The sequence below is a fragment of the Sinorhizobium fredii NGR234 genome, assembly GCF_000018545.1.
GTDB classification, from domain to species: Bacteria; Pseudomonadota; Alphaproteobacteria; order Rhizobiales; family Rhizobiaceae; genus Sinorhizobium; species Sinorhizobium fredii_A.
In genome coordinates, this window is the sequence record NC_012587.1 from 3,891,399 (window position 1) to 3,914,717 (window position 23,319).

General features: G+C 64.7%; 23 protein-coding genes. 8 read left to right on the plus strand and 15 right to left on the minus strand.

Features of this window, described 5'->3' with window-relative positions:
• Positions 1–9 precede the first annotated feature (9 nt).
• Both gshB and NGR_RS29520 read left to right on the plus strand, forming a co-directional pair.
• Complete coding sequence (gshB, locus tag NGR_RS29515; RefSeq protein ID WP_012710146.1) at positions 10–957, plus strand: glutathione synthase; 948 nt, start codon at positions 10–12, stop codon at positions 955–957.
• 176 nt (positions 958–1,133) lie between these two features.
• Positions 1,134–2,666, plus strand: a complete 1,533-nt coding sequence (locus tag NGR_RS29520; protein ID WP_012710147.1) for a YifB family Mg chelatase-like AAA ATPase — start codon at positions 1,134–1,136, stop codon at positions 2,664–2,666.
• 91 nt (positions 2,667–2,757) lie between these two features.
• On the opposite strand, the gene cysK is transcribed toward NGR_RS29520, so the two are convergent.
• Positions 2,758–3,726, minus strand: a complete 969-nt coding sequence (gene cysK, locus NGR_RS29525) for a cysteine synthase A (RefSeq protein WP_164924572.1) — start codon at positions 3,724–3,726, stop codon at positions 2,758–2,760.
• Between the two features lie 282 nt (positions 3,727–4,008).
• Between cysK and NGR_RS29530 the strand changes: the two genes are divergently transcribed.
• Positions 4,009–4,641, plus strand: a complete 633-nt coding sequence (locus NGR_RS29530) for a LysE family translocator (RefSeq protein WP_012710149.1) — start codon at positions 4,009–4,011, stop codon at positions 4,639–4,641.
• 75 nt (positions 4,642–4,716) lie between these two features.
• Entirely contained in the window at positions 4,717–5,454 is a 738-nt protein-coding gene (locus NGR_RS29535) for a gamma-glutamylcyclotransferase (RefSeq protein WP_012710150.1), read from the plus strand.
• A 2-nt stretch (positions 5,455–5,456) separates the two neighbouring features.
• Here the strand turns inward: NGR_RS29535 and NGR_RS29540 are convergent, their stop codons facing one another.
• Together NGR_RS29540 and NGR_RS29545 are read right to left on the minus strand one after the other, a co-directional pair.
• Positions 5,457–5,762, minus strand: a complete 306-nt coding sequence (locus NGR_RS29540) for an NIPSNAP family protein (RefSeq protein ID WP_012710151.1) — start codon at positions 5,760–5,762, stop codon at positions 5,457–5,459.
• Entirely contained in the window at positions 5,762–6,673 is a 912-nt protein-coding gene (locus NGR_RS29545) for a DMT family transporter (protein ID WP_012710152.1), read from the minus strand. Before NGR_RS29545 ends, NGR_RS29540 begins: the two co-directional genes overlap by 1 nt.
• Before the next feature lie 136 nt (positions 6,674–6,809).
• Here NGR_RS29545 and NGR_RS29550 point away from each other — a divergent pair, with 136 nt between their 5' ends.
• A complete protein-coding gene (locus NGR_RS29550) occupies positions 6,810–7,247 on the plus strand; it encodes an Lrp/AsnC family transcriptional regulator (RefSeq protein ID WP_012710153.1) in 438 nt (145 codons plus the stop codon).
• Here NGR_RS29550 and dut read toward each other — a convergent pair.
• Positions 7,240–7,716, minus strand: a complete 477-nt coding sequence (gene dut / locus NGR_RS29555) for a dUTP diphosphatase (RefSeq protein WP_012710154.1) — start codon at positions 7,714–7,716, stop codon at positions 7,240–7,242. The genes NGR_RS29550 and dut overlap by 8 nt on opposite strands.
• 92 nt (positions 7,717–7,808) lie before the next feature.
• On the opposite strand from dut, the gene NGR_RS29560 reads away from it, so the two are divergent.
• Positions 7,809–9,392 carry a peptide chain release factor 3 gene (locus NGR_RS29560; RefSeq protein ID WP_012710155.1) on the plus strand — a complete coding sequence of 528 codons (1,584 nt, stop codon included), beginning with the start codon at positions 7,809–7,811 and terminating at the stop codon, positions 9,390–9,392.
• Between the two features lie 17 nt (positions 9,393–9,409).
• Here the strand turns inward: NGR_RS29560 and NGR_RS29565 are convergent, their stop codons facing one another.
• The 4 genes from NGR_RS29565 to NGR_RS29580 form a co-directional block, all read right to left on the minus strand.
• A complete protein-coding gene (locus NGR_RS29565; RefSeq protein ID WP_012710156.1) occupies positions 9,410–9,781 on the minus strand; it encodes a hypothetical protein in 372 nt (123 codons plus the stop codon).
• 89 nt (positions 9,782–9,870) lie between these two features.
• The gene (locus NGR_RS29570) at positions 9,871–10,563 is read right to left on the minus strand and encodes a B3/B4 domain-containing protein (RefSeq protein ID WP_012710157.1); all 693 of its coding nucleotides are present in this window, start codon (positions 10,561–10,563) and stop codon (positions 9,871–9,873) included.
• A 14-nt stretch (positions 10,564–10,577) separates the two neighbouring features.
• Positions 10,578–11,486 carry a DMT family transporter gene (locus NGR_RS29575; protein WP_012710158.1) on the minus strand — a complete coding sequence of 303 codons (909 nt, stop codon included), beginning with the start codon at positions 11,484–11,486 and terminating at the stop codon, positions 10,578–10,580.
• An 81-nt stretch (positions 11,487–11,567) separates the two neighbouring features.
• Complete coding sequence (locus NGR_RS29580) at positions 11,568–12,374, minus strand: AraC family transcriptional regulator (protein WP_164924573.1); 807 nt, start codon at positions 12,372–12,374, stop codon at positions 11,568–11,570.
• Positions 12,375–12,441: 67 nt separating this feature from the next.
• On the opposite strand from NGR_RS29580, the gene NGR_RS29585 reads away from it, so the two are divergent.
• Both NGR_RS29585 and NGR_RS29590 read left to right on the plus strand, forming a co-directional pair.
• The gene (locus tag NGR_RS29585) at positions 12,442–12,966 is read left to right on the plus strand and encodes a helix-turn-helix domain-containing protein (RefSeq protein ID WP_012710160.1); all 525 of its coding nucleotides are present in this window, start codon (positions 12,442–12,444) and stop codon (positions 12,964–12,966) included.
• A gap of 73 nt (positions 12,967–13,039) precedes the next feature.
• Positions 13,040–14,023, plus strand: a complete 984-nt coding sequence (locus NGR_RS29590; RefSeq protein ID WP_012710161.1) for an NAD-dependent epimerase/dehydratase family protein — start codon at positions 13,040–13,042, stop codon at positions 14,021–14,023.
• A 265-nt stretch (positions 14,024–14,288) separates the two neighbouring features.
• Here NGR_RS29590 and NGR_RS29595 read toward each other — a convergent pair whose 3' ends face one another.
• The 7 genes from NGR_RS29595 to NGR_RS29625 form a co-directional block, all read right to left on the minus strand.
• A complete protein-coding gene (locus NGR_RS29595) occupies positions 14,289–14,693 on the minus strand; it encodes a GFA family protein (protein ID WP_012710162.1) in 405 nt (134 codons plus the stop codon).
• Between the two features lie 79 nt (positions 14,694–14,772).
• Positions 14,773–15,573, minus strand: coding sequence for a 5-deoxy-glucuronate isomerase (iolB, locus tag NGR_RS29600; RefSeq protein WP_012710163.1), 801 nt, complete (start codon positions 15,571–15,573; stop codon positions 14,773–14,775).
• Between the two features lie 237 nt (positions 15,574–15,810).
• The gene (gene iolE, locus NGR_RS29605) at positions 15,811–16,710 is read right to left on the minus strand and encodes a myo-inosose-2 dehydratase (protein WP_012710164.1); all 900 of its coding nucleotides are present in this window, start codon (positions 16,708–16,710) and stop codon (positions 15,811–15,813) included.
• A 230-nt stretch (positions 16,711–16,940) separates the two neighbouring features.
• Positions 16,941–18,794 (minus strand): 3D-(3,5/4)-trihydroxycyclohexane-1,2-dione acylhydrolase (decyclizing), encoded by a 1,854-nt coding sequence (gene iolD / locus NGR_RS29610; RefSeq protein WP_012710165.1) that lies wholly within the window; start codon positions 18,792–18,794, stop codon positions 16,941–16,943.
• A gap of 121 nt (positions 18,795–18,915) precedes the next feature.
• Positions 18,916–20,862: a bifunctional 5-dehydro-2-deoxygluconokinase/5-dehydro-2-deoxyphosphogluconate aldolase gene (locus NGR_RS29615; protein ID WP_012710166.1), complete on the minus strand. Its 1,947-nt coding sequence runs from the start codon at positions 20,860–20,862 to the stop codon at positions 18,916–18,918.
• A gap of 109 nt (positions 20,863–20,971) precedes the next feature.
• Complete coding sequence (locus NGR_RS29620; protein ID WP_012710167.1) at positions 20,972–21,829, minus strand: MurR/RpiR family transcriptional regulator; 858 nt, start codon at positions 21,827–21,829, stop codon at positions 20,972–20,974.
• A gap of 268 nt (positions 21,830–22,097) precedes the next feature.
• Positions 22,098–23,228, minus strand: a complete 1,131-nt coding sequence (locus NGR_RS29625; RefSeq protein ID WP_012710168.1) for a Gfo/Idh/MocA family protein — start codon at positions 23,226–23,228, stop codon at positions 22,098–22,100.
• Positions 23,229–23,319: the final 91 nt, after the last annotated feature.

A 23,319-nucleotide genomic window follows, 5' to 3' on the forward strand; every position in this document is an offset into this window, starting at 1 on the left:
AACGGTAGAATGGCAAGAATCGTCAATGTCGGGGTCCAGATGGACCATGTGTCGGGCATCACCATTGCGGGCGATTCGACCTTTGCCATGAGCCTCGAGGCGCAGGCGCGCGGCTACCGTCTGTTCCACTACACGCCCGACAGGCTGTCGCTCCGCGACGGCAAGGTTTATGCGACCGCCCAGCAGATGACGCTGCGCGACGTCAAGGGCGACCACTTCACGCTCGACGAGCCGGAGCGGATCGACCTTTCGACCATGGACGTCATCCTGCTTCGCCAGGATCCGCCCTTCGACATGGCCTACATCACCTCGACGCACCTCTTGGAGCGGCTGCACCCGAAGACGCTCGTCGTCAACGACCCCGCCTGGGTCAGGAATTCGCCGGAAAAGATCTTCGTCACCGAATTCCCCGACCTGATGCCGCGCACGCTGATCACCCGCGATGCGGGTGAGATCGCCCGCTTCCGCCAGGAATTGGGCGACATCATCCTGAAGCCGCTCTACGGCAATGGCGGCGCCGGCGTCTTCCATTCGGCGCGCGACGACCGCAACCTCTCCTCGCTCCTCGAAATGTTCGGCCAGATGTTCCGCGAACCCTTCATCGCCCAGGAGTACCTGCCGGCGGTCCGCAAGGGCGACAAGCGCATCCTGCTCGTCGACGGCGAACCCGTCGGTGCGATCAACCGGGTTCCGGCCGAGCACGACGCGCGATCCAACATGCATGTCGGCGGGCGGGCCGAGGCGACCGAACTCACCGCCCGCGAGCAGGAAATCTGCGCCCGCATCGGCCCGGCGTTGAAACAGCGCGGCTTCCTCTTCGTCGGCATCGACGTGATCGGCGATTACATGACCGAGATCAACGTAACGTCGCCGACCGGCATCCGCGAGGTGAAGAAATTCGGCGGTGCCGATGTCGCGAGCCTGCTCTGGGACGCGATCGAGACGAAGCGCGGCTGACCCGCCGCCCCTTCCGAGGAAGCCGACTTGATGTGACCTGCGTGCCGCCTGCACACCGGAGTCATTGTCTCGCGCGTTTGTTCTATTATTGTTCTTGTTTTTAAGCGCGTGCCGTGCAAGATTTGGCGTGCTACCGGCGGCGGTTGTGCGGTGCAGGTCGGAGCAGTGGGGGCATCATGGTCGCGCGCGTCAGTACGGTTGCGTTTCAGGGGATCGAGGGCGTTCCGGTCGACGTCCAGGTGATGGTGGCGCCGGGAAAGGTCGGCATGCAGATCGTCGGTCTGCCGGACAAGGCGGTTGCCGAAAGCCGCGAGCGCGTCCAGGCGGCACTGCACGCCTCCGGTCTGGCGCTGCCGGCGAAGAAGGTGACGGTCAATCTGGCCCCGGCGGATCTGCCCAAGGAAGGCAGCCATTTCGATCTGGCCATCGCGCTCGGGCTGATGGCGGCGCTCGGCGCCATTCCCGCCGACGCGCTGTCCGGCTATGTCGTCATCGGCGAGCTCAATCTTGACGGCACGATCGCGCCGGTTGCCGGCGCGCTGCCGGCGGCAATCGGCGCCAATGCGCTCGGCAAGGGGCTGATCTGCCCGGCCGAAAGCGGCGCCGAAGCCGCCTGGGCCGGCTCCGAGATCGACATCCTAGCGCCACGCAGCCTGATCGCCATCGCCAATCATTTCCGCGGCACGCAGGTGCTCTCCCGTCCCGAGCCCGCCATCCGAGCCGCCGCCGCCAACCTTCCCGATCTCGCCGACATCAAGGGCCAGGAAAGCGCCAAGCGGGCGCTCGAAGTGGCAGCGGCCGGAAACCACAATCTGCTGATGGTCGGCCCGCCAGGGTCCGGCAAGTCAATGCTGGCGGCGCGTCTGCCCTCCATCCTGCCGCCGCTTTCGCCGGCCGAACTGCTCGAAGTCTCGATGATCCATTCGATCGCCGGCCAATTGCCGGGCGGCAAGCTTTCCGATCGCCGCCCATTCCGCGCTCCACATCATTCCGCCACGATGGCCGCCCTGATCGGCGGCGGCTTGCGCGCCAAGCCCGGCGAGGCGTCGCTTGCCCATCATGGCGTACTGTTTCTCGATGAATTTCCGGAATTCCCGCCGCAGGTGCTCGACGCGTTGCGCCAGCCGCTCGAAACCGCGGAGTGCGTCATTGCCCGCGCCAACCATCGTGTCAGCTATCCGGCGGCCATCCAGCTCGTCGCTGCCATGAACCCCTGCCGCTGCGGCATGGCCGGCGAACCGGGCCGCAGTTGCGCCCGCGGCCCGCGCTGCATGGCCGACTACCAGGCACGGATTTCCGGCCCGCTGATGGACCGCATCGACATCCGCATCGACGTGCCCGCCGTCAGCGCCGCCGACCTGATCCGTCCCGCCACGGCCGAGGCGAGCGCCGTCGTCGCCCGGCGCGTCGCCCGTGCCCGCGAACTGCAGAGGGACCGCTTCGCTGCGCTTGGCCATCCCGAGCTGACGAGCAATGCGCGTGCATCGACGACGATGATCGAGAAGATCGCCGAGCCCGACGCCGCCGGCCTCCAGCTCTTGAGGGATGCGGCGGAGAAGATGAAATTCTCGGCACGCGGCTACCATCGGGTGCTGAAGGTAGCGCGCACCCTTGCCGATCTCGACGGGGCGCCGACGGTCGGCCGCATCCATCTCGCCGAGGCGATCTCCTACCGCGTCGCCGGCGAGCGCCTGCCGGCGGCGGCGTAGCGTTGTCCGCGGGGCCGATGTGAACCCATGCGACGACGAGCACAAAGGGCAGGTGAAAGCGCCCTTTATATCAGCGTAGGGACTGTTTGGCCTACGCGCCTAGCCCCTCGAACAGCACCGTCGAGAGATAACGCTCGGCAAAGGACGGAATGATCACCACGATCGTCTTCCCCGCGTTCTCTTCGCGCTGGCCGACCTCGATCGCCGCCTGCAGCGCCGCACCGGAGGAAATGCCGACCGGCACGCCTTCGAGCTTTGCGACAAGGCGCGCCGTTTCGATGGCTTCGCCCGCGTTCACGGTGATCACCTCGTCATAGACGCCGGTGTCGAGGATCGCCGGCGCGAAGCCGGCGCCGATTCCCTGGATCTTGTGCGGACCGGGGGCTCCGCCGGAAAGAACCGGGGACTCCTCGGGTTCGACCGCGATCACCTTGACCGACGGCTTGCGCGCTTTCAGCACCTGGCCAGCGCCGGTGATCGTGCCGCCCGTGCCGATCCCCGAAACAAGGATGTCGACGCTGCCCTCGGTGTCGTTCCAGATTTCCTCGGCCGTCGTCCTGCGGTGGATCTCCGGATTGGCCGGGTTTTCGAATTGCTGCGGAATGATGGCGTCCGGCAGCGTCTCGACGAGTTCCTGCGCCTTGGCGATCGCCCCTTTCATGCCCTTCGTTCCCTCGGTCAGCACCAGCTCGGCGCCGAGCAGCGCCAGCATCTTGCGCCGTTCGACCGACATCGTCTCGGGCATGGTGAGGATCAGCCGGTAGCCCTTGGCAGCGGCGACGAAGGCGAGCGCGATGCCGGTGTTGCCGGAGGTCGGTTCGACAAGCGTCGTGCGGCCGGGTTCGATCTTGCCCTCAGCCTCGAGGGCTTCGACCATGGCGACGCCGATGCGGTCCTTGACCGAGGCGATCGGGTTGAAGAATTCCAGCTTGGCAAGCAGGTTCGCCTTCACGCCCTTTTCCGTGGCGAGCTTGTCGAGCCGCACGATGGGAGTGTCGCCGATCGTTTCGGTGATCGAGGAAAAGACGCGGCCGCGGCCGGGCTTGCGTGATTCAGGCATTTCGTTTCTCCCGTCGTTCAATTGATTGTCGTGAGAATAGGAACATTGACCGGACCATTCCAGAGCGAGAAAGCCGCGGATCGGAGCTTGGGAGGAAAAAGCGATAGCAAAACCCGCTGGTTGGGAAATCATTTTTCCAAGTCGCCCCGTCGCGGCGCAGCGAGCGAATTCGCTTGGGCGTCCGGCCGGTGTCGTCGGAAAAATTGATCCGGTGACAAGAACGACGTTGCCCGGAGTCGGGCAAGCCGTACACGTTCCGGAAGACTGCGGAAGGGATGCGTCGTGCCGGAAATTCAGAACCTTATCGGCTTCGCTTTGATCGCCCTCGGCATGGTGCTAACGCCGGGGCCGAACATGATCTATCTGATCTCTCGCTCGATCTGCCAGGGTCCGGCCGCCGGCCTCGTCTCGCTCGGCGGCGTGGCGCTCGGCTTCGTCTTCTACATGGTCTTTGCCGCGCTCGGCATCACCGCGCTGCTGTTGGCTGTTCCATTCGCCCACAACGCGCTTTGCTTCGCGGGCGCGCTCTATCTGCTTTACCTCGCCTGGCAGGCCGTGAAGCCCGGCGGACGCTCGCCGTTCCAGGTCCGCGACCTGCCGAAGGATGGGCCGCGCAAGCTCTTCGTCATGGGGCTTGTCACCAGCCTGCTCAATCCGAAGGTGGCGGCGCTCTATCTTTCGCTGCTGCCGCAGTTCATCCGACCGGAGTCCGGTAGCGTGCTGCTGCAGTCGCTCGTCTTCGGCAGCCTGCAGATCGTCATCAGCGTCACCGTCAACGCGCTGATCGCCGTGACGGCCGGGTCGATTGCCGCTTTCCTGGCCGGCCGTCCGCTCTTCATGCTGGTGCAGCGCTGGATGATGAGCACGGTGCTGGCGAGCCTCGCGGTCAGCATGGCCGCCGAGGCGCGCCGGTAGAAGGAATGCAAGCCCAAACAGCTTGCGTCCGGGGAACCGCTGCGCGATCCTCATCGGCGTGGCGGAGATTTGACCATGCCTCACCGATCAAGGTCATTCAGCTTGACCTCGGCCCATGTCGCGCAGGTGCACAGAGCGGTTGCGGACAGCGGCCCGGGACCTGGGATGAAACTGCATACAGACGCGGACTATGACGACTGGGTGGCGCGGATGACGAGGAGCCATCCGGCTCCCGGCTCGCCGACCTTGCTCTTCGCCTATGGATCATTGATCTGGAGGCCGGAGATCGACCATGTCGGAGAGGAGATCGGCATCGCCCGCGGCTGGCATCGGTCCTTCTGCTTCCGGATGCTCCGTTTTCGGGGAACACCCGAAGAGCCGGGGCTTATGATGGCTCTCGATCGGGGAGGTCAGTGCCGGGGCGTTCTTTACGAACTGCCGAGCGACGACCTCGAAGGGCAACTCGCAAGGCTGTTCCGGCGTGAGTTCACCTACAAGCCGCCCAACAGCATGCCCCGCTGGATCAAGGTCGAGACGGCGCACGGTTATGTTCCCGCCTTGGGTTTCGTCATGAACCGCGCTTCGCCATTCTATGCCGGACGTCTTCCCCTCGAAGCCGTCGCCGAAGTCCTGGCCCGAGCCTGCGGTCATGTCGGCTCGGGCGCGGAGTACCTCCTCAATACCGTGACGCATCTCGAGGCCAGGGGCATCCGGGATCGCAATTTGTGGCGTCTGCAAGCGCTCGTAGCGGAGTGCATCGAGCGCAGCACGACGGCGCCGCGCGTCTCATCAGACGCGCAAGGGTCGCGTTAGGCTCATTCAAACAGTGGGCGCATGAAGCTGCGTTCGTAGCTCAATATGCAGCGCGTTTCTTCGGCATAGGCGAAGGCTGCCTGGCATTCGGGATCAGCCGCCATCTTTTCGCGATAGCTCTCGTAAGCGGCAAGCGACGGAAAGCTGAAGAGCGCCAGCGCGATGTTGTTGGCCCCCTCATGCGGCATGAAATAGCCGTGATGTGTGCCGCCGAGCCGATTGACGAGCGGAATCCAGAGCTTGGCGTAATGCTCGAATTCCTTGAGCTTGTAGGGGTCGATGACGTATTTCAGGTAGCAGGTGATCATCAGGCACTCCGTTCGGTCTGCCGGTTGATAAGCGGGACCGAACGAAGCGTCCAGCCGAGATTGGTGCCGGCCGCGGCGATGAGGATCGCCACCGATCCTAAAATCTGCGCCGGTTGCAGCGCATGCCCGAAGGCGATCCGATCGACCAGGATCGCGGCGATCGGGTAGATGAAGGAAAGCGCGCCCGTCACATGGGTCGGCAGCCGCTGGATCGCTCCATAGAGCAGGATATACATGATGCCGGTATGGACGACGCCGATGGTGATCAACAGCGTCCACTGGAAGGCGGTCTGCGGCAGCGGTGCCGTGATTGCGAAGGGCGCCAGCATCGCCGCGCCGGTGATGACCTGGATCAGCGCGATCAGCAGCGGCGGCGTTCCCTTGAGCAGCTTGGTGACGATCGCCGCAATCGCGTAGAAGAAGGCGGCGGCGAGCGAGAGGGCGATGCCTGCGAGATAGTGGCCGGTTCCCGCGCCGCCGGCCGGCTTGGCCGAGACGATCGCCATCATGCCGATGAAGGAGACCGACAGCCAGAAGAGCTTGGTGGGGGTGATCTTGTCGCCGAGGAAAAGCGCGCCGAGCCCGAGCAGCATGAAGGGCTGGGTATTGTAGACCATCGTCGCGATCGAGATCGATGCGTGCGAATAGGCCTGGAAGAGCAGCAGCCAGTTGACGACGATCGCGACACCGCCGAGCACCGCGAGGCCGACGATCCTTGGCCGCAATTGCCTGAGGTCGATGAGGCCGAGTGCCACGGCCAGGATGGCAAGCGTCACGGCCCCGAAAACGCAGCGCCAGAAGACGACGCCGGTCACCGGCTGGCCTGACATCAGCACGAACCAGCCGATCGTCCCCGAAATCAGCATTGCCGCCGTCATCTCCGCGCTTCCGCGCCGCAAATCCCTATCCATCGCGCTCGCTCCATTCCTGAGTTCATGAAAATAGTAGTGAGCCTGCTGCAAGGAATATATGGATTATCAGAGGAAGAGATGGAATAATGCCTAATTGTCGAAGGTGGATTGCGAAGATTGGCTTATGAGGTTGCCGATGCTGGATGAGCTTGACCGCCGCATTCTTGAAATTCTCGCGGCCAATGCCCGCGTCTCCTTGAAGGAACTCGCGCAGGAAGCGGGGCTTTCCTCGCCGAGCGCGGCCGAAAGGCTGCGCAAGCTCGAGGAGCGCGGCGTCATCAACGGGTTCACCGTCTCGGTCAATCCGGCGCGGCTCGGTTATCCGCTGCAGGCGGTGGTCCGCGTCCGGCCGATGCCGGGCATGCTGCACATCGTCGAAAGGCTGATCCAGCAGACCCCGGAGATCGTCGAATGCGACAAGATCACCGGTGACGATTGCTTCGTCGCCAAGCTCCTCGTCCGTGACATGAGCGAGCTTGACACGATCCTCGACCGGATCGCCGAGAAGGCGCAGACCAACACGTCGATCGTCAAGTCGACGCCGGTCAAACGGCGGCTGCCGCCGCTTATTTAGCGCCGGTCGAGCCGAATCCGCCGGTCCCACGCGCCGTCGTCGTCGCGCCGTCCGCCTCGCGGACCGCCATCTGGGTGACCGGCGCGATCACCATCTGGGCGATGCGCATGCCGCGCTCGACGATAAAATCCGCTTCGCCGAGATTGACGAGCAGCACCTTGACCTCGCCGCGATAGTCGCTGTCGACGGTGCCCGGCGTGTTGAGGCAGGTGATGCCGTGCTTGAGGGCAAGCCCGGAACGCGGCCGCACCTGGCCCTCATAGCCGGCCGGGATTTCGAAAATGAAGCCGGTCGGCACCAGCGCCCGGGCGCCCGGCGCGATCGTCATTGGCTGGCCGGAAGGAACGGCGGCGCGCAAGTCCATGCCCGCGGCCCCCGCCGTCTCGTAGGCCGGCAGGTCGAGATCCTCTCCGTGCGGCAGGCGGATCAGGGTGAGGGCGGGGTGGTCTTCGGAATTGTACGGGGTCATGCCGCCATAAGCAGGCTCAGTCTCCCGGCAGTCAATTGCATAATGCCGCCCAAGCCTGTAAAGGACGCCGCAACTCACAGGATACTCAGATCATGGCCGAAAGCATTGCCGAGGCGGTCTCCCGCCGCCGCACATTTGCGATCATTTCGCACCCGGACGCCGGTAAGACGACGCTCACCGAAAAGCTGTTGCTCTTCGGCGGCGCCATCCAGCTCGCCGGCGAAGTGAAGGCCAAGAAGGATCGCATCCAGACCCGGTCGGACTGGATGAAGATCGAGCGCGAGCGCGGCATCTCTGTCGTCACCTCGGTGATGACCTTCGAATACAACGACACCGTCTTCAACCTGCTCGACACGCCCGGTCACGAGGACTTCGCCGACGACACATATCGCACGCTGACGGCGGTGGACGCGGCCGTCATGGTCATCGACGCCGCCAAGGGTATTGAGCCGCGGACGCTGAAACTCTTCGAGGTCTGCCGCCTGCGCGACATTCCGATCATCACCTTCGTCAACAAGATGGACCGCGAGAGCCGCGATCCTTTCGAGATCCTCGACGAGGTCGAGCAGAAGCTGGCGCTCGACTGCGCGCCTGTCACCTGGCCGATCGGCCGCTCGAAAACCTTCTGCGGCACCTATCATCTCGCCACCAACGAAGTGCGTGGCGCCGACACGCAGGAGAGGCTGACCAAGGTCAACGATCCGGAAATGGCCTCGCATCGCCTGCCGGAGAACGAGCGCGATGCCTTCGTCGAGGAGACGATGCTGGCGATCGAGGCCTGCAAGCCGTTCGACCGCAAGGCTTTCCTCGAAGGCCATCTGACGCCGGTCTTCTTCGGCTCGGCGCTCCGCAACTTCGGCGTCCGCGACCTGATCCATGCGCTTGGCGACTTCGCGCCGCCGCCGCGCGCCCAGGTCGCCGACATCCGCACCGTCGAGGCGACCGACGACCGGATGACCGCCTTCGTCTTCAAGATCCAGGCCAACATGGACCCGAACCACCGCGACCGCATCGCCTTCGTGCGCGTCTGCTCGGGCAAGCTCGAGCGTGGCATGAAGGCGCGGCTGTCGCGCACCGGAAAGCAGATGGGTTTGACCGCGCCGCAGTTCTTCTTCGCCTCGCAGCGCCAGCTTGCCGATACCGCCTTTGCCGGCGACGTGGTCGGTATTCCGAACCACGGGACGCTCAGGATCGGCGATACGCTGACGGAGGGCGAACCGCTCGTCTTCCAGGGCGTGCCGAACTTCGCGCCGGAAATCCTCCGCCGTGTCCGGCTCGAGGACGCGATGAAGGCCAAGAAGCTGAAGGAGGCGCTGCAGCAGATGGCGGAAGAGGGCGTCGTGCAGCTCTTCTCGCCGGAGGATGGCGCACCGGCCATCGTCGGCGTCGTCGGCGCGCTGCAGCTCGACGTCCTGAAGGAGCGCCTGCAGGCGGAGTACGGCCTGCCCGTCTCCTTCGAGATGTCGCGCTTCTCCGTCTGCCGCTGGGTTTCCGCCGACAATCCGGCCGAACTCGACAAGTTCGTCACGGCGCGCCGGGGCGACATCGCCCGCGATCTGGACGGCGACCCGGTCTTCCTGGCGCAGGACAGCTTTTCGCTGCGCTACGAGGCGGAACGCTATCCGGCGATCAAGATGGTGGCGATCAAGGAGTATCACGTCGCCAAGGCGGCGTGATTGCCCTTGAGCTGGCGCTACGAGAACGACATGCGCAGCGCCAGGATCAACTGGGCGACGCGGATCGTGACGACGATGTACACTGCAGCGACGAGAAGCTGCAGTGCCACGTGCCGCCGCACCTTCGATAGCCTGTAGAGGCCGTCGACGAAGTTCATCAGGAACAGTGCGATCCCGATCGCGAAGACGATATAGCCGGCGAGCGAGATATTCAGCAGTCCCTTGGCTTCGATGAGGTCGGGATGTTCGACGGCGTGTATTCCCGCCGCAGTGACCAGCGTCGCGACGACCAGGTTGCGGGCGTGGCGGAAAATCTCCTCTAGGCCGCCACGGTCGAAAAGCGCCTGTTTGGCGCGCGCAACAAGGGATGGAACGCCTCGATCGAGCATTGTTGCAGTCCGCTTCGCCGTTTCGGGCAGGTGACGCCTCTTAGCCCTTCAAAGCTTTTTGGCAGCAGTGAGGCGATCCCCTCCGAATCTCAGCAGTCGAATTGCGGTACGCTCCGACTCAATATCGCGCTTCGGGGCTCGATGGACCATGTGGCGCGGATGGCCGCGTCGAGCGCATCGGTGAGCCGTTCCACGTCAGCCGCCGCACTGGCGTGCAGCGCCTCCGCGACGATCAGCACGCTGCCGGTCTCGTCGCGGACCGCCGAATGGCCGCTCTGACGATTGGTCCAGCGCCGCGCGTGGGCACGCTGTTCCGCGTCGGCGAAGATGACTTCCTGCGGCTCGGGGTGCTCGATCTCGCCGGCAAACGTCATGTAGATCTCGTCGCCGGCGGCTCGCCGCACCTCCAGGTGACCGGCCACTCGGGCAAGATCGAAGACGGCGATCGGAACGGCAAAGGCGAGCGAAGCCGCATTGCAGAGATCGATCAGCGGATGGATTCTTGGCAGCGTTCCCTCCTTCCTGAATCGCCTGAGCAGCGCCTCCGAGGCCGAGCGATATTGCGTCGGCTTCAGCCCCATGCGCGAAAAGGCGCGGCGCCAGGCCTGGATTTCGAGAAGTTCGCCCTCCGCACTATCAGCAAGTCGCGCCTGCGCCATGGCCTCGAACTCAGCGACATGGTTTGCGACGGATACCTCCCTATGAATGCCGTTCACATGAAGGACGCCGGCCGAAAGCTCGGGAAACTCGCTCCAGATGTCGCTGGAGTGACAAAAATGCATGGGAACCTTCCTTCTCAGAGTGCTTTGGCTTGCCGCCTGAGGGCGTTCCGGCCCCTCGACGCGACGCCAAGACAGGTGACGGCGGCAAGAACGCAGCCGATGCCGAGCAACTGGTTGAGCCTCAGGGGCTCACCCAGCACCGCGACGGCGAGAAGCACGGCGGAAACCGGCGCCAGCGCCGTGAATACAGAAGCCTCCGCGCCGCTGACTTTTGCCAGGCCCGCATACCAGAGCACGAAGCCACCGACGGTCGGGACGAGTGCATAATAGACCACCGCCGCGACGGCCCGCACGGTCATCGTCTCCGTCCAGGGAAGCTCCGCAAGCGCAATCGGCGCGGCGATGGTGCCGCCGAGACCCGCCATCAGGCAAGACAGCGCAAGCGGCGGGATTTCGGCCCTCAGGCGCTTGTTGAGGAGGATGAACAGGCCCTCGCAGACGACCGCGCCGAGGATCAGAGCGCTGCCCGCGAGTGAATACCGGTTGCCGGCATCGGGCCGGAAAACGATCGCCAGGACACCGGCAGCGGCAAGGGCTACCGCCAGAAGGACGGAGCGCTTCGGCCGTTCGCCGAGCACGACGATGGCGATCATCGCCGAGACGATGGGAAGCGTGCCGATGATGACGCCGGCGTCCGCCGCCGGTGTCAGCTTCAAGCCGGAGATGAGCAGGGTCGTATAGCCGACGCTGCCGACGCCTGCCTGCAGCAGCACGATGGCCCAGTCGCGTCTCGCGAGCCGCGGCCACGGCGTGGCGGTCAACCGAATGAGCAACAGGAAGAGCGGAAGGGCAATGGCGAAACGCAGCGCCGTCGCCGTGAAGGGCGGCAGGCCGGCGGCGATGACTTTGCTCGCGACGACCGTGCTGCCCACCAGCACCATCGCTACCGACAGATAGAGATATCCCCGAGATTTTTCCGACATGCCGTCGCCACTCCCTTGATCGTGGCCGGCAGAAAACCGGATCGGTGAGCGGAGGTCTTGAACGGAATTGCAGGGCGGAATTCAGGTCAAAGCCCGCGCATAGGCACCGGGCGAGAAACCGTATTTGCGCACGAAAACGCGCGTCATATGGCTCTGGTCGGCGAAGCCGCCGGCAATCGCCGCCTCGGCAAGCGGCATGCCCTCGCCGATCAGCCGGCGGACGATGTCGATGCGGCGCTGCATGAGATAGGCGTGCGGCGTCAGCCCGGTTGCTCTCGCAAAGCCGCGCACGACCTGGAACCGGCTCAATCCGCTCGCCTGGGCGAGATCCGCAAGGGTGAGGGGTTTCAGCGGGTCGTCGTCGATCAGGCCGACAGCCGCCGCGATTGACCTGGGCGGACGGGCGGGGGACCGGGGCACGAGACGCAAGGCCTCGGCAAGCAGCGTCACTGCGAGCTCGTCCCAGCGCAACCCTGCCTCGGTGCCGCCTGCGCTTGCCGCGACCGCGAAGATGGCGCGAAACCGGGCGGCAAGGGCGATGTTGCGGATGACAGGGTCGGCGAACTCGCAGGCCTTCCATCGCCCATCGCTGATGTCAGTTACGGCGGCCTCGACCAGCGACGGCTCGAGATAGAGCATCCGCCAGGAGCGGCCGGCATCGCCGATCGGCGCTCCGTCATGCACCTCGCCGGGATTGACGGTGATCACGTCGCCGGCTTCCGCTTCGACGGTGCCGCGCCCGCTGTGCGAGGTCTGCGCGCCCTGGTGAATGAGCCCGATGCCGAACTGCTCGTGCGTGTGGCGCGCGAAGGCATGGCGTGTCGCGGCTTCCACCACCTCCACGCCGGCAATGCGGCGCGGCATCACCTTGAATTGCCCTTTCGTCACGCTTCGGTCGCCGTCTTCGTTCGTCGTTGAGCCCCGATGCTGATATAGCCTTTCCGTGGAGGTGGCAATGCTTTACACGGGGCGGGCACTGAAGCGCTTGCGGCTCCTGCGTGGCATCAAGCAGAGCCATGTGGCGGAGCTTCTCGGCGTCACGCAGGCGACCGTATCGCGCTGGGAGACCGGCGTCCTGATCCCGGCCGAGGATCAGCAGGCGGCTCTCGAACACCTCTTCGCACGTGAGGACTCGACCGCCGATGCGGCCATCAAGCGGCTGGTCGAAACCTCGACGGCTCGCGTCCACCTCATTTGCGATCACTCGCACCGGCTGCTGGCTGCCTCACCGGCCCGACGGGCCGAATGGCGACGCGACATGCTCGGCACGCCGATGTTCCGTTATGCATCTGACGATATCCAGCACGCGGAGGCCACGCTTCAAGACCTTGGCTGGCACGAAGGTGAGACGACGTCGCTTGTCGTCGAGACCGGACCGAACGGCCGCTACGACGTGCCGATCGTCGCGGGTCGGGTGCTTTGGGAACGCATTCCTCTTGCCGACGGCGCGATGGGTCGCCTGGTGACGACGCTGACGTGATCGCGACGCATAATTTATGCGTTGTTCTTCCCGACCAGGGGCGGTTAGCCTCGAGGAAAACGAGGAGTGACGCATGACCATACTGGTGACCGGAAGCGCCGGGCATCTCGGCGAGGCGCTGATGCGGGTGTTGCGCCGGGCAGGGCGCCCTGCGCGCGGCATCGATATCAAGGCTTCGGATTTCACCGATCATGTCGGCTCGGTCGCCGATCCCGCTTTCGTCCGTCATGCCGTCAGGGGCGTGCGCGCCGTCATCCATGCGGCGACGCTGCACAAGCCGCATGTCGCCACCCATGGCTACTGCGAGTTCGTCGAGACGAACATCGCCGGCACGCTCCACCTGCTCGAAGCGGCGGCCGATGCAAGCGTCGACGCCTTCGTCTTCACCAGCACCACGAGCGCCTTCGGATCGGCCTTGACCCCGGCGCCCGGCGCGCCGGCCGCCTGGATCACCGAGGACGTCACGCCGATCCCGCGCAACATTTATGGCGTCAGCAAGGTTGCGGCGGAAGGGCTGTGCGAGCTCTTCGCCCGGCGGCATCGACTGCCCGTCGTCGTCCTGCGCACCTCGCGCTTCTTTCCGGAGGCCGACGACGATCCGGAGGTCCGCGGCCGCTATGAAACGGAGAACGCCCAGGCGAACGAGCTGCTCTACCGGCGGGCGGACATCGAAGACGTGGTGAGCGCCCATCTCGCGGCGCTGGAGAAGGCGAAGGAGATCGGCTTCGGGCGCTATATCGTCTCGGCACCGACGCCGCTCACGCCCGACGATCTTGCCTGTCTCAGGACGGATGCCGCGCGTGTCGTGCTGCGTCATTTTCCCGAGTGCGAGACGCTTTATGCGGCGCGGGGCTGGAAGCTCTTTCCGTCGATCGACCGCGTCTATGTGAGCGCCAGCGCGATGGCGTCGCTCGGCTGGAGGCCGAAATACGACTTTGCCCATGTGCTGAGATGTCTGCGGCGCGGCGAGGATTTCCGAAGCCCGCTGGCGCGCGAAATCGGCTCGAAGGGCTACCACGACACGGTCTTTGCCGAAGGGCCGTATCCGGTCGGCTGACCGCATCTTTGTGGAGCCGCATTTGTGAGGTGCCCTGAGCAACACCCCCCTCTGCCCTGCCGGGCATCTCCCCCACAAGGGGGGAGATTGGCAAGTGGCGATGTCCCGATCCGCCCGGCCGCTCTGAGAGGATGCTATTGAAATTGACGCGTTCGGCGTTTGTAAGCTCACTGTAGGGCGGGGCTTTGCTTCCGGCCAATCTCCCTCCTTGTGGGGGAGATGCCCGGCAGGGCAGAGGGGGGTGTCAACACCCACCCATCCACGCTCACTCCCGCTCCCGCCCCGGCAACGCGCCGATGTCGTCCACCCAGGGCAGGGCGGAGGAGCACCAGATCTGCGACTGGGGCTTAAGTTCCTGCCGCTGGTTGATCGTACCGACGCGGATGCCGATCTCTTCCGCGTCCTCGTCCGTCCCGGTCGTGTAGATCGGCGAGCCGCAGTGCGGGCAGAAGAATTGCAGCCGCTTGCGGCCGTTTTCGGCGGTCTTGACGTAAAGCTTCGGTTCGCCGCCGGTCAGCCGGAAGGACGCGCGCGGCGTGCCCGCCGTCACGCGATAGGCGGAGCCCGTCAGCCGCTGGCAGTCGGTGCAGTGGCAGATCGACACGTCCCCCGGGTCGATCTCCGCCTCATAGGTCACGAAGCCGCAGTGGCACTGGCCGTCGATGTGCATGGGATGCTCCTCGTCGCTTTGCCTCGGCAACATACGATAGAGCGCCCGACGCTTTCGTCCAGAGCCGGGCTGTATCGGCTCAGATGCCGGTAAACAGCCACTCGTGCTCCTTGGCGTTGTGGAACTTCCAGATCCGCCTCGGCCCGGCCATGACGTTGAGGTAATAGGAGTCGTAGCCGTGGATCGCGGCAACCGGATGGTAGCCCTTTGGCACCAGCGTCACGTCGCCGTCTTCGACCGCCATCGTCTCGTCGAGCGAACGGTCGTCGGTGTAGACGCGCTGCATTGCGAAGCCCTGCGGCGGGTTCAGCCGATGATAATAGGTTTCCTCCAGATAGCTTTCGACCGGCAGGTCGTCCTGGTCGTGCTTGTGCGGCGGGTAGGAGGAGGTGTGGCCGCCCGGGGTGATCACCTCGACGACAAGCAGCGACTGCGCCGAGCCGTCGTTTTCCGGCATGATATTGGTGACGTAGCGGGTGTTGGTACCCTTGCCGCGGATCATCTGCGGATGGGTGCCGGGGCGGATGACTTTCGCCCTGAAGCCGTCGCCGCCCGGCGCCGAGCAGATCGCGAGGTCGAGATCAGTCGTCGCCTCGGCCCGCCACGTGCTGCCCTTCGGCACATAGACCGCATAGGGCTGGCCCTCGAAGGGCGTCATGCGCTCGCCGAGTTCGCCGAAGTCCTCGCCGTCGACGGAAACCCTCGCCTTGCCGCTGACGAGCACCAGGCAAAGTTCCTTGTCTCCCGCTTCGCCGCTCGTGGTTTCTCGCGGCTTCAGGCGGTTGAGCGCGAAACCGACGTAGGTCCAGCCGGCGCTCTCGGGCGTGATGTCCTGCACCAGGCCGGATCGTGCTTTCGGTTTGACGAGCAGTTTGGACATATACGGTCTCCTGATCTTTGTACGTGGGGTCTGCTGCCCCTCTCCTCGGGTTAAACCCGAGGACTAGCCCTCTCCCCGCGCGCGGGGAGAGGGGATTCTGGGGATTGCCTTTTGTCTCTTCCCGCCTCTCAAGGGAGGGGGGCACGGAGGCCCTGCGGCATATCCCTTCTCCCTGTGGGCGGGGAGAAGGTGGCGGCAGCCGGATGAGGGGCCACCGCCGACAGCCGGATGAGGGCTCTACTTGTCCAGCCCCGCTTCCTTCGCAAACGCCTTCAACGACTTCAGCCCGAGCGATTGATATTCGAACGGGTTGCGCACCGCCGAATCCTGTTCGGCCTCGATCACCAGCCAGCCATCATAGCCGTGTTCGGCGGCGATTTTCAGCACCGGCAGGAAATCGACGCCGCCTTCGGAGTCGCCGGGGACAGTGAAAACGCCGCGGCGCACGCCCTCGAGGAAGGAGAGACCCTCGCCTTCCACCACTTTCCGGACCGCCGGGCGGACGTTCTTGCAGTGGATGTGCCGGACGCGGTGCATGTATTTCTTCGCCACTTCTGCCGGATCGGAGCCGCCGAACCAGGCATGGCCGGTGTCGAGCAGCAGCTTCGTCGCCGGGCCGGTGTTCTGCATCAAAAGGTCGATCTCCTCGCCGGTCTGGACGATCGTGCCCATGTGGTGGTGATAAACGAGGTCGATGCCCTGGTCGGCGCAATACTGAGCGATCGCCTCGAGATCGGCGCCGAACTTCTTCCACTGGTCGGCCGGCAGCACCGGCTTATCCTTGACCAGCGATGTCGAATCGTCGCCGTGAATGGCGTTCGAGGTCTCGCAGACGATCGCCACCTTGCAGCCATTGTGCTTCAAAAGATCGAGATGCGGCTGGATCGCCTTCTTCTCGGCCTCGACGTCATGGGTCAGCAGGTTGGTGGAGTGCCAGCCGGAAACGAAGACGAGGTCGTAGGAGGCAAGCTTCTGCTTTAGCGCCTCCGGGTCGGACGGCATCTTGTGGCCCTTCTCGATGCCGTCGAAGCCAATCTTCTGGCAATCGGACAGGCAATCCTCGAGTGTCAGATGGGCGCCGATCGAATGATCGTCGTCATTGCTCCAGGCGATCGGGTTGGTTCCGTAGCGGATCATGTCTCTTGCTTTCTGTTGCGTTGTCCGCTGGGGGAGCGGACGGGTCGTTTTCGTTGTCTTTTGTTTGCTGCGCAAGGGGCAGGCAAAAGCCCCTCATCCGGCTGCCGCCACCTTCTCCCCGCAGGCGGGGAGAAGGGACTCGCGGCGCCGACTTCGTCCCCTCGCCTCGCCTGCGGGGAGAGGGCTAGTCCTCGGGTTAAACCCGAGGAGAGGGGCAATTGATTGCAGTATCAGCCGAAGCGCTGCGACTGGAGCGCCTTCTCGTAGCCTTCGCGGGCGGTCTTCACCTCCGCCCGGTCCGAAACCTCCGGAACGACGACATCCCACCAATGGCCGCCGGCCTCCGTCGTGATCAGCGGATGGGTATCGATGACGATCACTGTGGTGCGCGCTTCGTTGGCCGTTTCCGCGAGCGCCGATTCGAGTTCCGGGATCGAGGCCACCTTGCGGGTGACCGCGCCCATGGCGGCAGCGTGCGCGGCGAAGTCGATCTGCGGCAGCTCGACGTGGTGCGTGTCCTCCAAGAGGTTGTTGAAGTTGGCGCCGCCGGTCTCCATCTGCAGCCGGTTGATGCAGCCATAACCGGCATTGTCCAAGAGAACGATGGTGAACTTGGCGCCGAGCATGATCGACGAGGCGATCTCGGAGTTCAGCATCATGTAGCTGCCGTCGCCGACCATGACGATCACGTCGCGCTCGGGTCTCGCGAGCTTCACCCCGAGGCCGCCGGCGACCTCGTAACCCATGGTTGAGAAGCCGTATTCCATGTGGTAACCGCCGGGCTCTTCCGCCTGCCAGAGCTTGTGCAGCTCGCCGGGCAAGCCGCCGGCCGCGCAGACGAGCGTCGTCTTGCTGCCGCCGCGGGCGCGCTGGACGGCGCCGATCACCTGGGCGTCGGAGGGCAGAGCCGCATTGGTTGTCGCCGTTGCCTTGTCGGCCGCCGCCAGCCACTCTGCCTTGCCGGCTTTCGCCTTCTCGGTCCAGCTCGGGTCCGCCCTGTAGCCACCGAGGCAGCCGGACATGCGGTTGAGGCCGGCGCGTGCGTCGGAAATCAGCGGAAGGCCATTGTGCTTGCCGGCGTCGAAGGGCTGGACGTTGAGGCCGATGATCTTCAGGTCTTCATTCTTGAACAGCGCCCAGGAACCGGTGGTGAAATCCTGCAGCCGAGAGCCGACGGCGAGCACGAGATCGGTCTCCTCGGCGAGCTTGTTCGAGGCGGAGGTACCGGTGACGCCGACGGAGCCCATGTTGAGCGGATGCGAATGCGGCAGCGCCGACTTGCCGGCCTGCGTCTCGACGACCGGAATGCCGTGCTTTTCGGCAAAGTTGGCAAGATCCGCGGTCGCTTCCGAATAGAGCACGCCACCGCCGGCGATGATGATCGGCTTCTTCGCGGACTTGAGCAGATCGATGGCCGATGCCAGTTCGTCGAGATCGGGCTCGATGCGGCGTGGCACCCAGACCTTCTCGTCGAAGAAGGATTCCGGATAGTCGTAGGCCTCCGCCTGGACGTCCTGGCAGAGCGACAGCGTCACCGGGCCGCAATCGGCCGGATCGGTCAGCACCTGCATGGCGCGGCGAAGCGCCGGAATGATCTGTTCGGGCCGGGTGATGCGGTCGAAATAGCGCGATACGGGACGGAAGCAGTCATTGGCCGAGACCGTGGCGTCGCCGAAGCTTTCCACCTGCTGCAGCACCGGGTCGGGCCGGCGATTGGCGAAGACGTCGCCGGGCAGGAACAGCACCGGCAGGCGGTTGACGTGGGCGAGCGCCGCCGAGGTCACCATGTTGAGCGCGCCCGGGCCGATCGAACTCGTGCAGGCCATGAAGCGGCGGCGGAAGCTTGCCTTGGCGAAGGCGATCGCCGCATTCGCCATGCCCTGCTCATTCTGGGCACGGTAGGTCGGCAGGGTTTCGCGGATGGCATAGAGCGCCTCGCCGACGCCGGCGACGTTGCCGTGGCCGAAGATCGCGAAGACACCGCCGAAGATCGGCACGCGCTTGCCGTCGATGATGGTCATCTGCCGGGTCATGAACCGCGCCACGGCCTGTGCCATGGTGAGGCGCACGGTTTTCTGGCTCATTTTGCATTTCCTCCAGATGGCGAAGTCCGCTCCGCCTATTTGTCGTTTGATGCCGCGGGCCGGCTAGCGAGTCGGTTACTTAGGGCAGGTTGCGGGCGCTTCCCACTTGTCCTCGTCCCGCTTAGGCAGCCTTGGTTTCACCCAACTGCAGCCACAGATCCACCAGCGCTTTGAATCTTGCCGCCATGTCGGCGATGGCCTGCTCGTCGGTCATCGAGCCGGTGAGCCAGGCCTTGGCGGCGTCGGCAAAGATGGTCCGGCCGACCGCAAAACCCTTCACCGTCTTCGAGGTTCTTGCCGCCGCGAAGCCGTCCTTGAGGACCTCGTAGGGGGCTTCGAGGCCGAGCAGGACGACGCCCCGGCAGAGCGGATCGCGCTTCTCGATCACGGCGTCGATGGCAGCCCAGGCGCCGCGGCTCGCCTGCGGCTCGAGCTTCCACCAGTCGGGCTTCAGGCCGGCATCATAAAGCTCGTTGAGGGCGCGCGGAATGGTGTCGTCATCGAGCTTGCCGTGCTTGCCGGCAATGATCTCGATGAGGATTTCGCGGCCGACCTTGCGGGCCGCCTCGAAGGCCGAACGCAGCTTGGCGACCTGCGCGGCCTTGAGCTCGGCCGGATCGTCCGGGTGGTAAAAGGAGAGCACCTTGATGCAGTGGTCGACCGGCCAGTCGATGAGACGGCTGCCGAGATCCTGGCTGAATTCGAACTGCAGCGGCCGCGAGCCTGGCAGCTCGATCGGCTTGCCGATCCAGAAATCGCGGTGCGCACCGGCGGCATAGAGCGCGTCGCGGCCATATTTGTCGTCGATCAGCATGCCGAAGCCGGGCCGGCCGGCGGCGACTTCGGCCGCCGACTTGACGGCCAGGGCCTTGAAGGCCGGGATGCGGGCCAGGAGTTCCGGCCTGCCCTCGGCGATATCTTCCAGCTGGCTGCGATGATCGATGGCGAGCGCCATCAGAAGCGGGATGTCGCGGCGGCGCGTCGTCGCCCAGTGTACGTGGTTGATCGCCTCGTCCTTGCGCAGCGCCTTCTCCTTGCTGCCGTTTTCGAGGAAGAACTGCAGTTCGATCCAGGTCGGGATCTCCGGCGCACAGAGCAGCCGCGACACGGCGAAGGCGCCGCAGGCATTCGCCCAGGTGGCGGACGTCGCATGCGGCTCGCCCTTCAGCCAGCCGCGCAGAAAGCCGGACATGAAGGCGTCGCCGGCGCCGAGCACGTTGTAGACCTCGATCGGGAAGCCCTTGCCGACGATGCCGTCTTCGAGATCGTCGGAGATCGGTCCGTCATAAACGATGCAGCCCATCGGCCCGCGCTTCAGCACGATCGTCGCACGGGACAGGGAACGGATGATCTTGAGCGCCTGGAGCAGGTCGCTCTCGCCCGAGGCGATCAGCACCTCTTCCTCGGTGCCGACGATCAGGTCGCAGTCGCCGAGCACGGTCTTCAGATGCGCCGAGACGCGGTCGGAAGCGATATAGCGGCTTTCGCCCGCATCATGGCCGGCAAGGCCCCAGAGGTTCGGGCGATAATCGATGTCGAAGACGATCTTCGCGCCGCACTCCTTGGCGATCCGGATCGCCTTGCGCTGGGCGGCATCCGTATTGGGCTTGGAGAAATGCGTGCCGGTGACGAGGACCGCGCGGGCGGAGCGAATGAAGTCTTCCGCAATATCGTCCTCGCTAAGCGCATTGTCGGCGCAATTGTCGCGGTAGAAGAGCAGCGGGAAGGATTTCTCGTTTTCGACCGACAGGATTGCGAGCGCGGTCAGGCGCTCCGGGTCGGTGACGATGCCGCGCGTCTCCACGCCTTCGCGTTGAAGCTGTTCGCGGATGAAGCGGCCCATCTGCTCGTTGCCGACGCGCGTCAACAGCGCCGATTTCAGGCCCAGCCGCGCCGTGCCGACCGAAATGTTGCAGGGGCAGCCGCCGACGGACTTGGCAAAGCTCGCCACGTCTTCAAGCCGGGTGCCGATCTGCTGACCGTAAAGGTCGACCGAGGCTCTGCCGATCGTGATGATGTCAAGGGGCTTGGCGCCCGCTGCAACTTGTGCCGATAAACTCTGGCTCACTGCTTCCTCCCCGCGGCCGCCGCGACGGCGCCGACAGTTATGATCGTGTCATGGGCGATGAGCGTATGAAACATAAATTCCGTCATTCCGTCAATATGGAATTTCCGTTCTATATTGCCACGTCCTCGGCACGCCGTCGCTTTTCGGCGATCGCCACGGTCAGCGCCATGGCGAAGGCCATGCTGGCCGACAGCGAGCGGAATCCGGCGTGATCGGCCTCGACGAGTTCGAACCACACCTTCGACGACTCGGCGAGCGGCGAAAAGGCGGAATCTGTCAGCGACACGACCGGCACCTTACGGTTAGCCAGCAGGCGAGCCTGGGCGGCACTTTCCGACGCATAGGGCGAAAAGCTGACGGCGAAGGCGGCATCGTGCTTCGTCGCCATCGCCAGCATGTCGTCGTCGATGCCGGCGGCCGTGCCGACATGCTGGTATTTCACCTTCAGCTTGCCGAAGGCATAGGCCATGTAGCTGGAAATCGGGTAGGAGCGGCGCTTGGCGATCAGGTAGATCGTATCCGCCTTGGCGAGGATGTCGACGGCTTGCTCGAAGGCTTGCGGATCGACGGATGTCGCGATGTTGTCGAGCGACCGGTGCGCCGCCGCAACGAAGCCGTTGAAGATCGAGCCGCTTTCGAGCCGGCTGTGGTCATTGCCGCGCAGCGCCTTCAACCGGTCCTCGTAGCCCGGTGTCCGCTCGCGCAGACGGGCCCGGAAGATCTGCTGCAGGCTCGAGAAACCCTCGAAACCGAAATGCTGGGCGAAACGGACCAGGGTCGAGGGCTGGACATCGGCCGAGGTGGCAATGCTTGCCGCCGTGCCGAAGGCGATCTCGTCCGGATTGTCGAGCGAATATGCGGCGACCTGTTTGAGACGCTTCGGCAGCTGCGCCTTGCGTTCCAGGATGACGGCCTTCAGCGCCTCGAAATCCTGCGGCACGTCCGCGCTCGTCTCCGGCATTGACATCGTTCAGCGTCTCCAGACTAGCTCGCTCTATTCGCTTCACTCTAATCGATTGATCGCCGCCGGGATAGAACGGACGTTCCATTTTTGCGTCTTTCCCTGGGTGCCGCGAGCGCGCTTGCGCCCCTCATCCCGCTGCCGCGACCTTCTCCCCGCGAGCGGGGAGAAGGGGGATGCCGCGCCACCTCAGTCCCCTCTCCCCGCGTGCGGGGAGAGGGCTAGGGTGAGGGGCAAATGCAACAGACATCCAGCCCGCCGAGACGGAATGCTATCACCCGATCTCAACCCACTCGTTATTCCTGGCCGACCGGTACGTCGCCGAAAGCACCTTCTGGACCTCGTAACCCTCGCGGAAATCCGTCGAAGGTTTGCCGCCCTTGGCGATCGCCTCGAGGAATTCGTGGACCTCGATGGCCTTCAGATCGTTGAAGCCGATCTGGTGGCCGGGTGCCACGCAGAAGGCGCCGTAGGGCGGGTGCTCCGGTCCGGCCCAGATGGTGCGGAAGCCGCGGCTCCTGATGTCGTCGCCGGCATGGTAGACCTTGATCTCGTTCAGACGCTCCTGGGTGAAGACGATGCTGCCCTTGGAGCCGTAGATTTCGAAGTCGTGCTGCATCTTGCGGCCCGTGGCGATCCAGTTCGCCTCGAAGCTGCCGCTCGCACCGTTTTCGAAGCGCACGAAGGCGCGGGCGATGTCGTCGACCTCGACGGCACGGGTCTCGGCCGCGCCGCGCGAGACCGGACGCTCCGGTATATGGATGACGGTTTCGGCAAGCACCGATCGGATCGGCCCAACGAGGTGGCGCATGCAGGCGATGATGTGGCTGCCGATGTCGGCGAGCGCGCCGCCGCCGCTCCTCGGATCGAGCCGCCAGGCCCAGGGGATTGTGGAATCCGCCATGAAGTCCTCGGCATGGACGCCGCGAAACGACCGGATCTCGCCGATCTCGCCGCTGTCGATGATGTCCTTGGCGAGGAAGATCAGCGGGTTCTTCAGATAGTTGAAGCCGACCTGGGTGACGAGGCCGGCCTTTTCTGCCGCCGCAACCATTTCCGCACAATCGGCAACGGTCGGCGCCAGCGGCTTTTCGCAATAGACGTGCTTGCCATGGGCGATCGCCGCCAGCGCCATTTCCTTGTGCAGCAGGTTCGGCGTGGTGATGTCGATGATGTCGATATCCGGATCGGTCAGGAGGTCGCGCCAGTCGGTGGTCGCCTTCCGGAACCCGAGGCGCGCGCGAGCGGTCTCGGCACTCTCGGCGGTCACATCGGCAACCGTTACCAGATCCAACTCGAAGGGCAGGTCGAAGACCCGCGCCGCGATCGTGAAGCCGAGCGCATGGGCCTTGCCCATGAAGCCGGTGCCGATCAGGCCCACTCCCAGTCTGCGTTTGCCGCTCATGTCGTTTCCTCCCGGGCCGAGTATCGCTTATCAAGCGGAAATGAAATGAACTGTGCGAATTTTGTCAATATGGAATGTTTATTCGAAAATT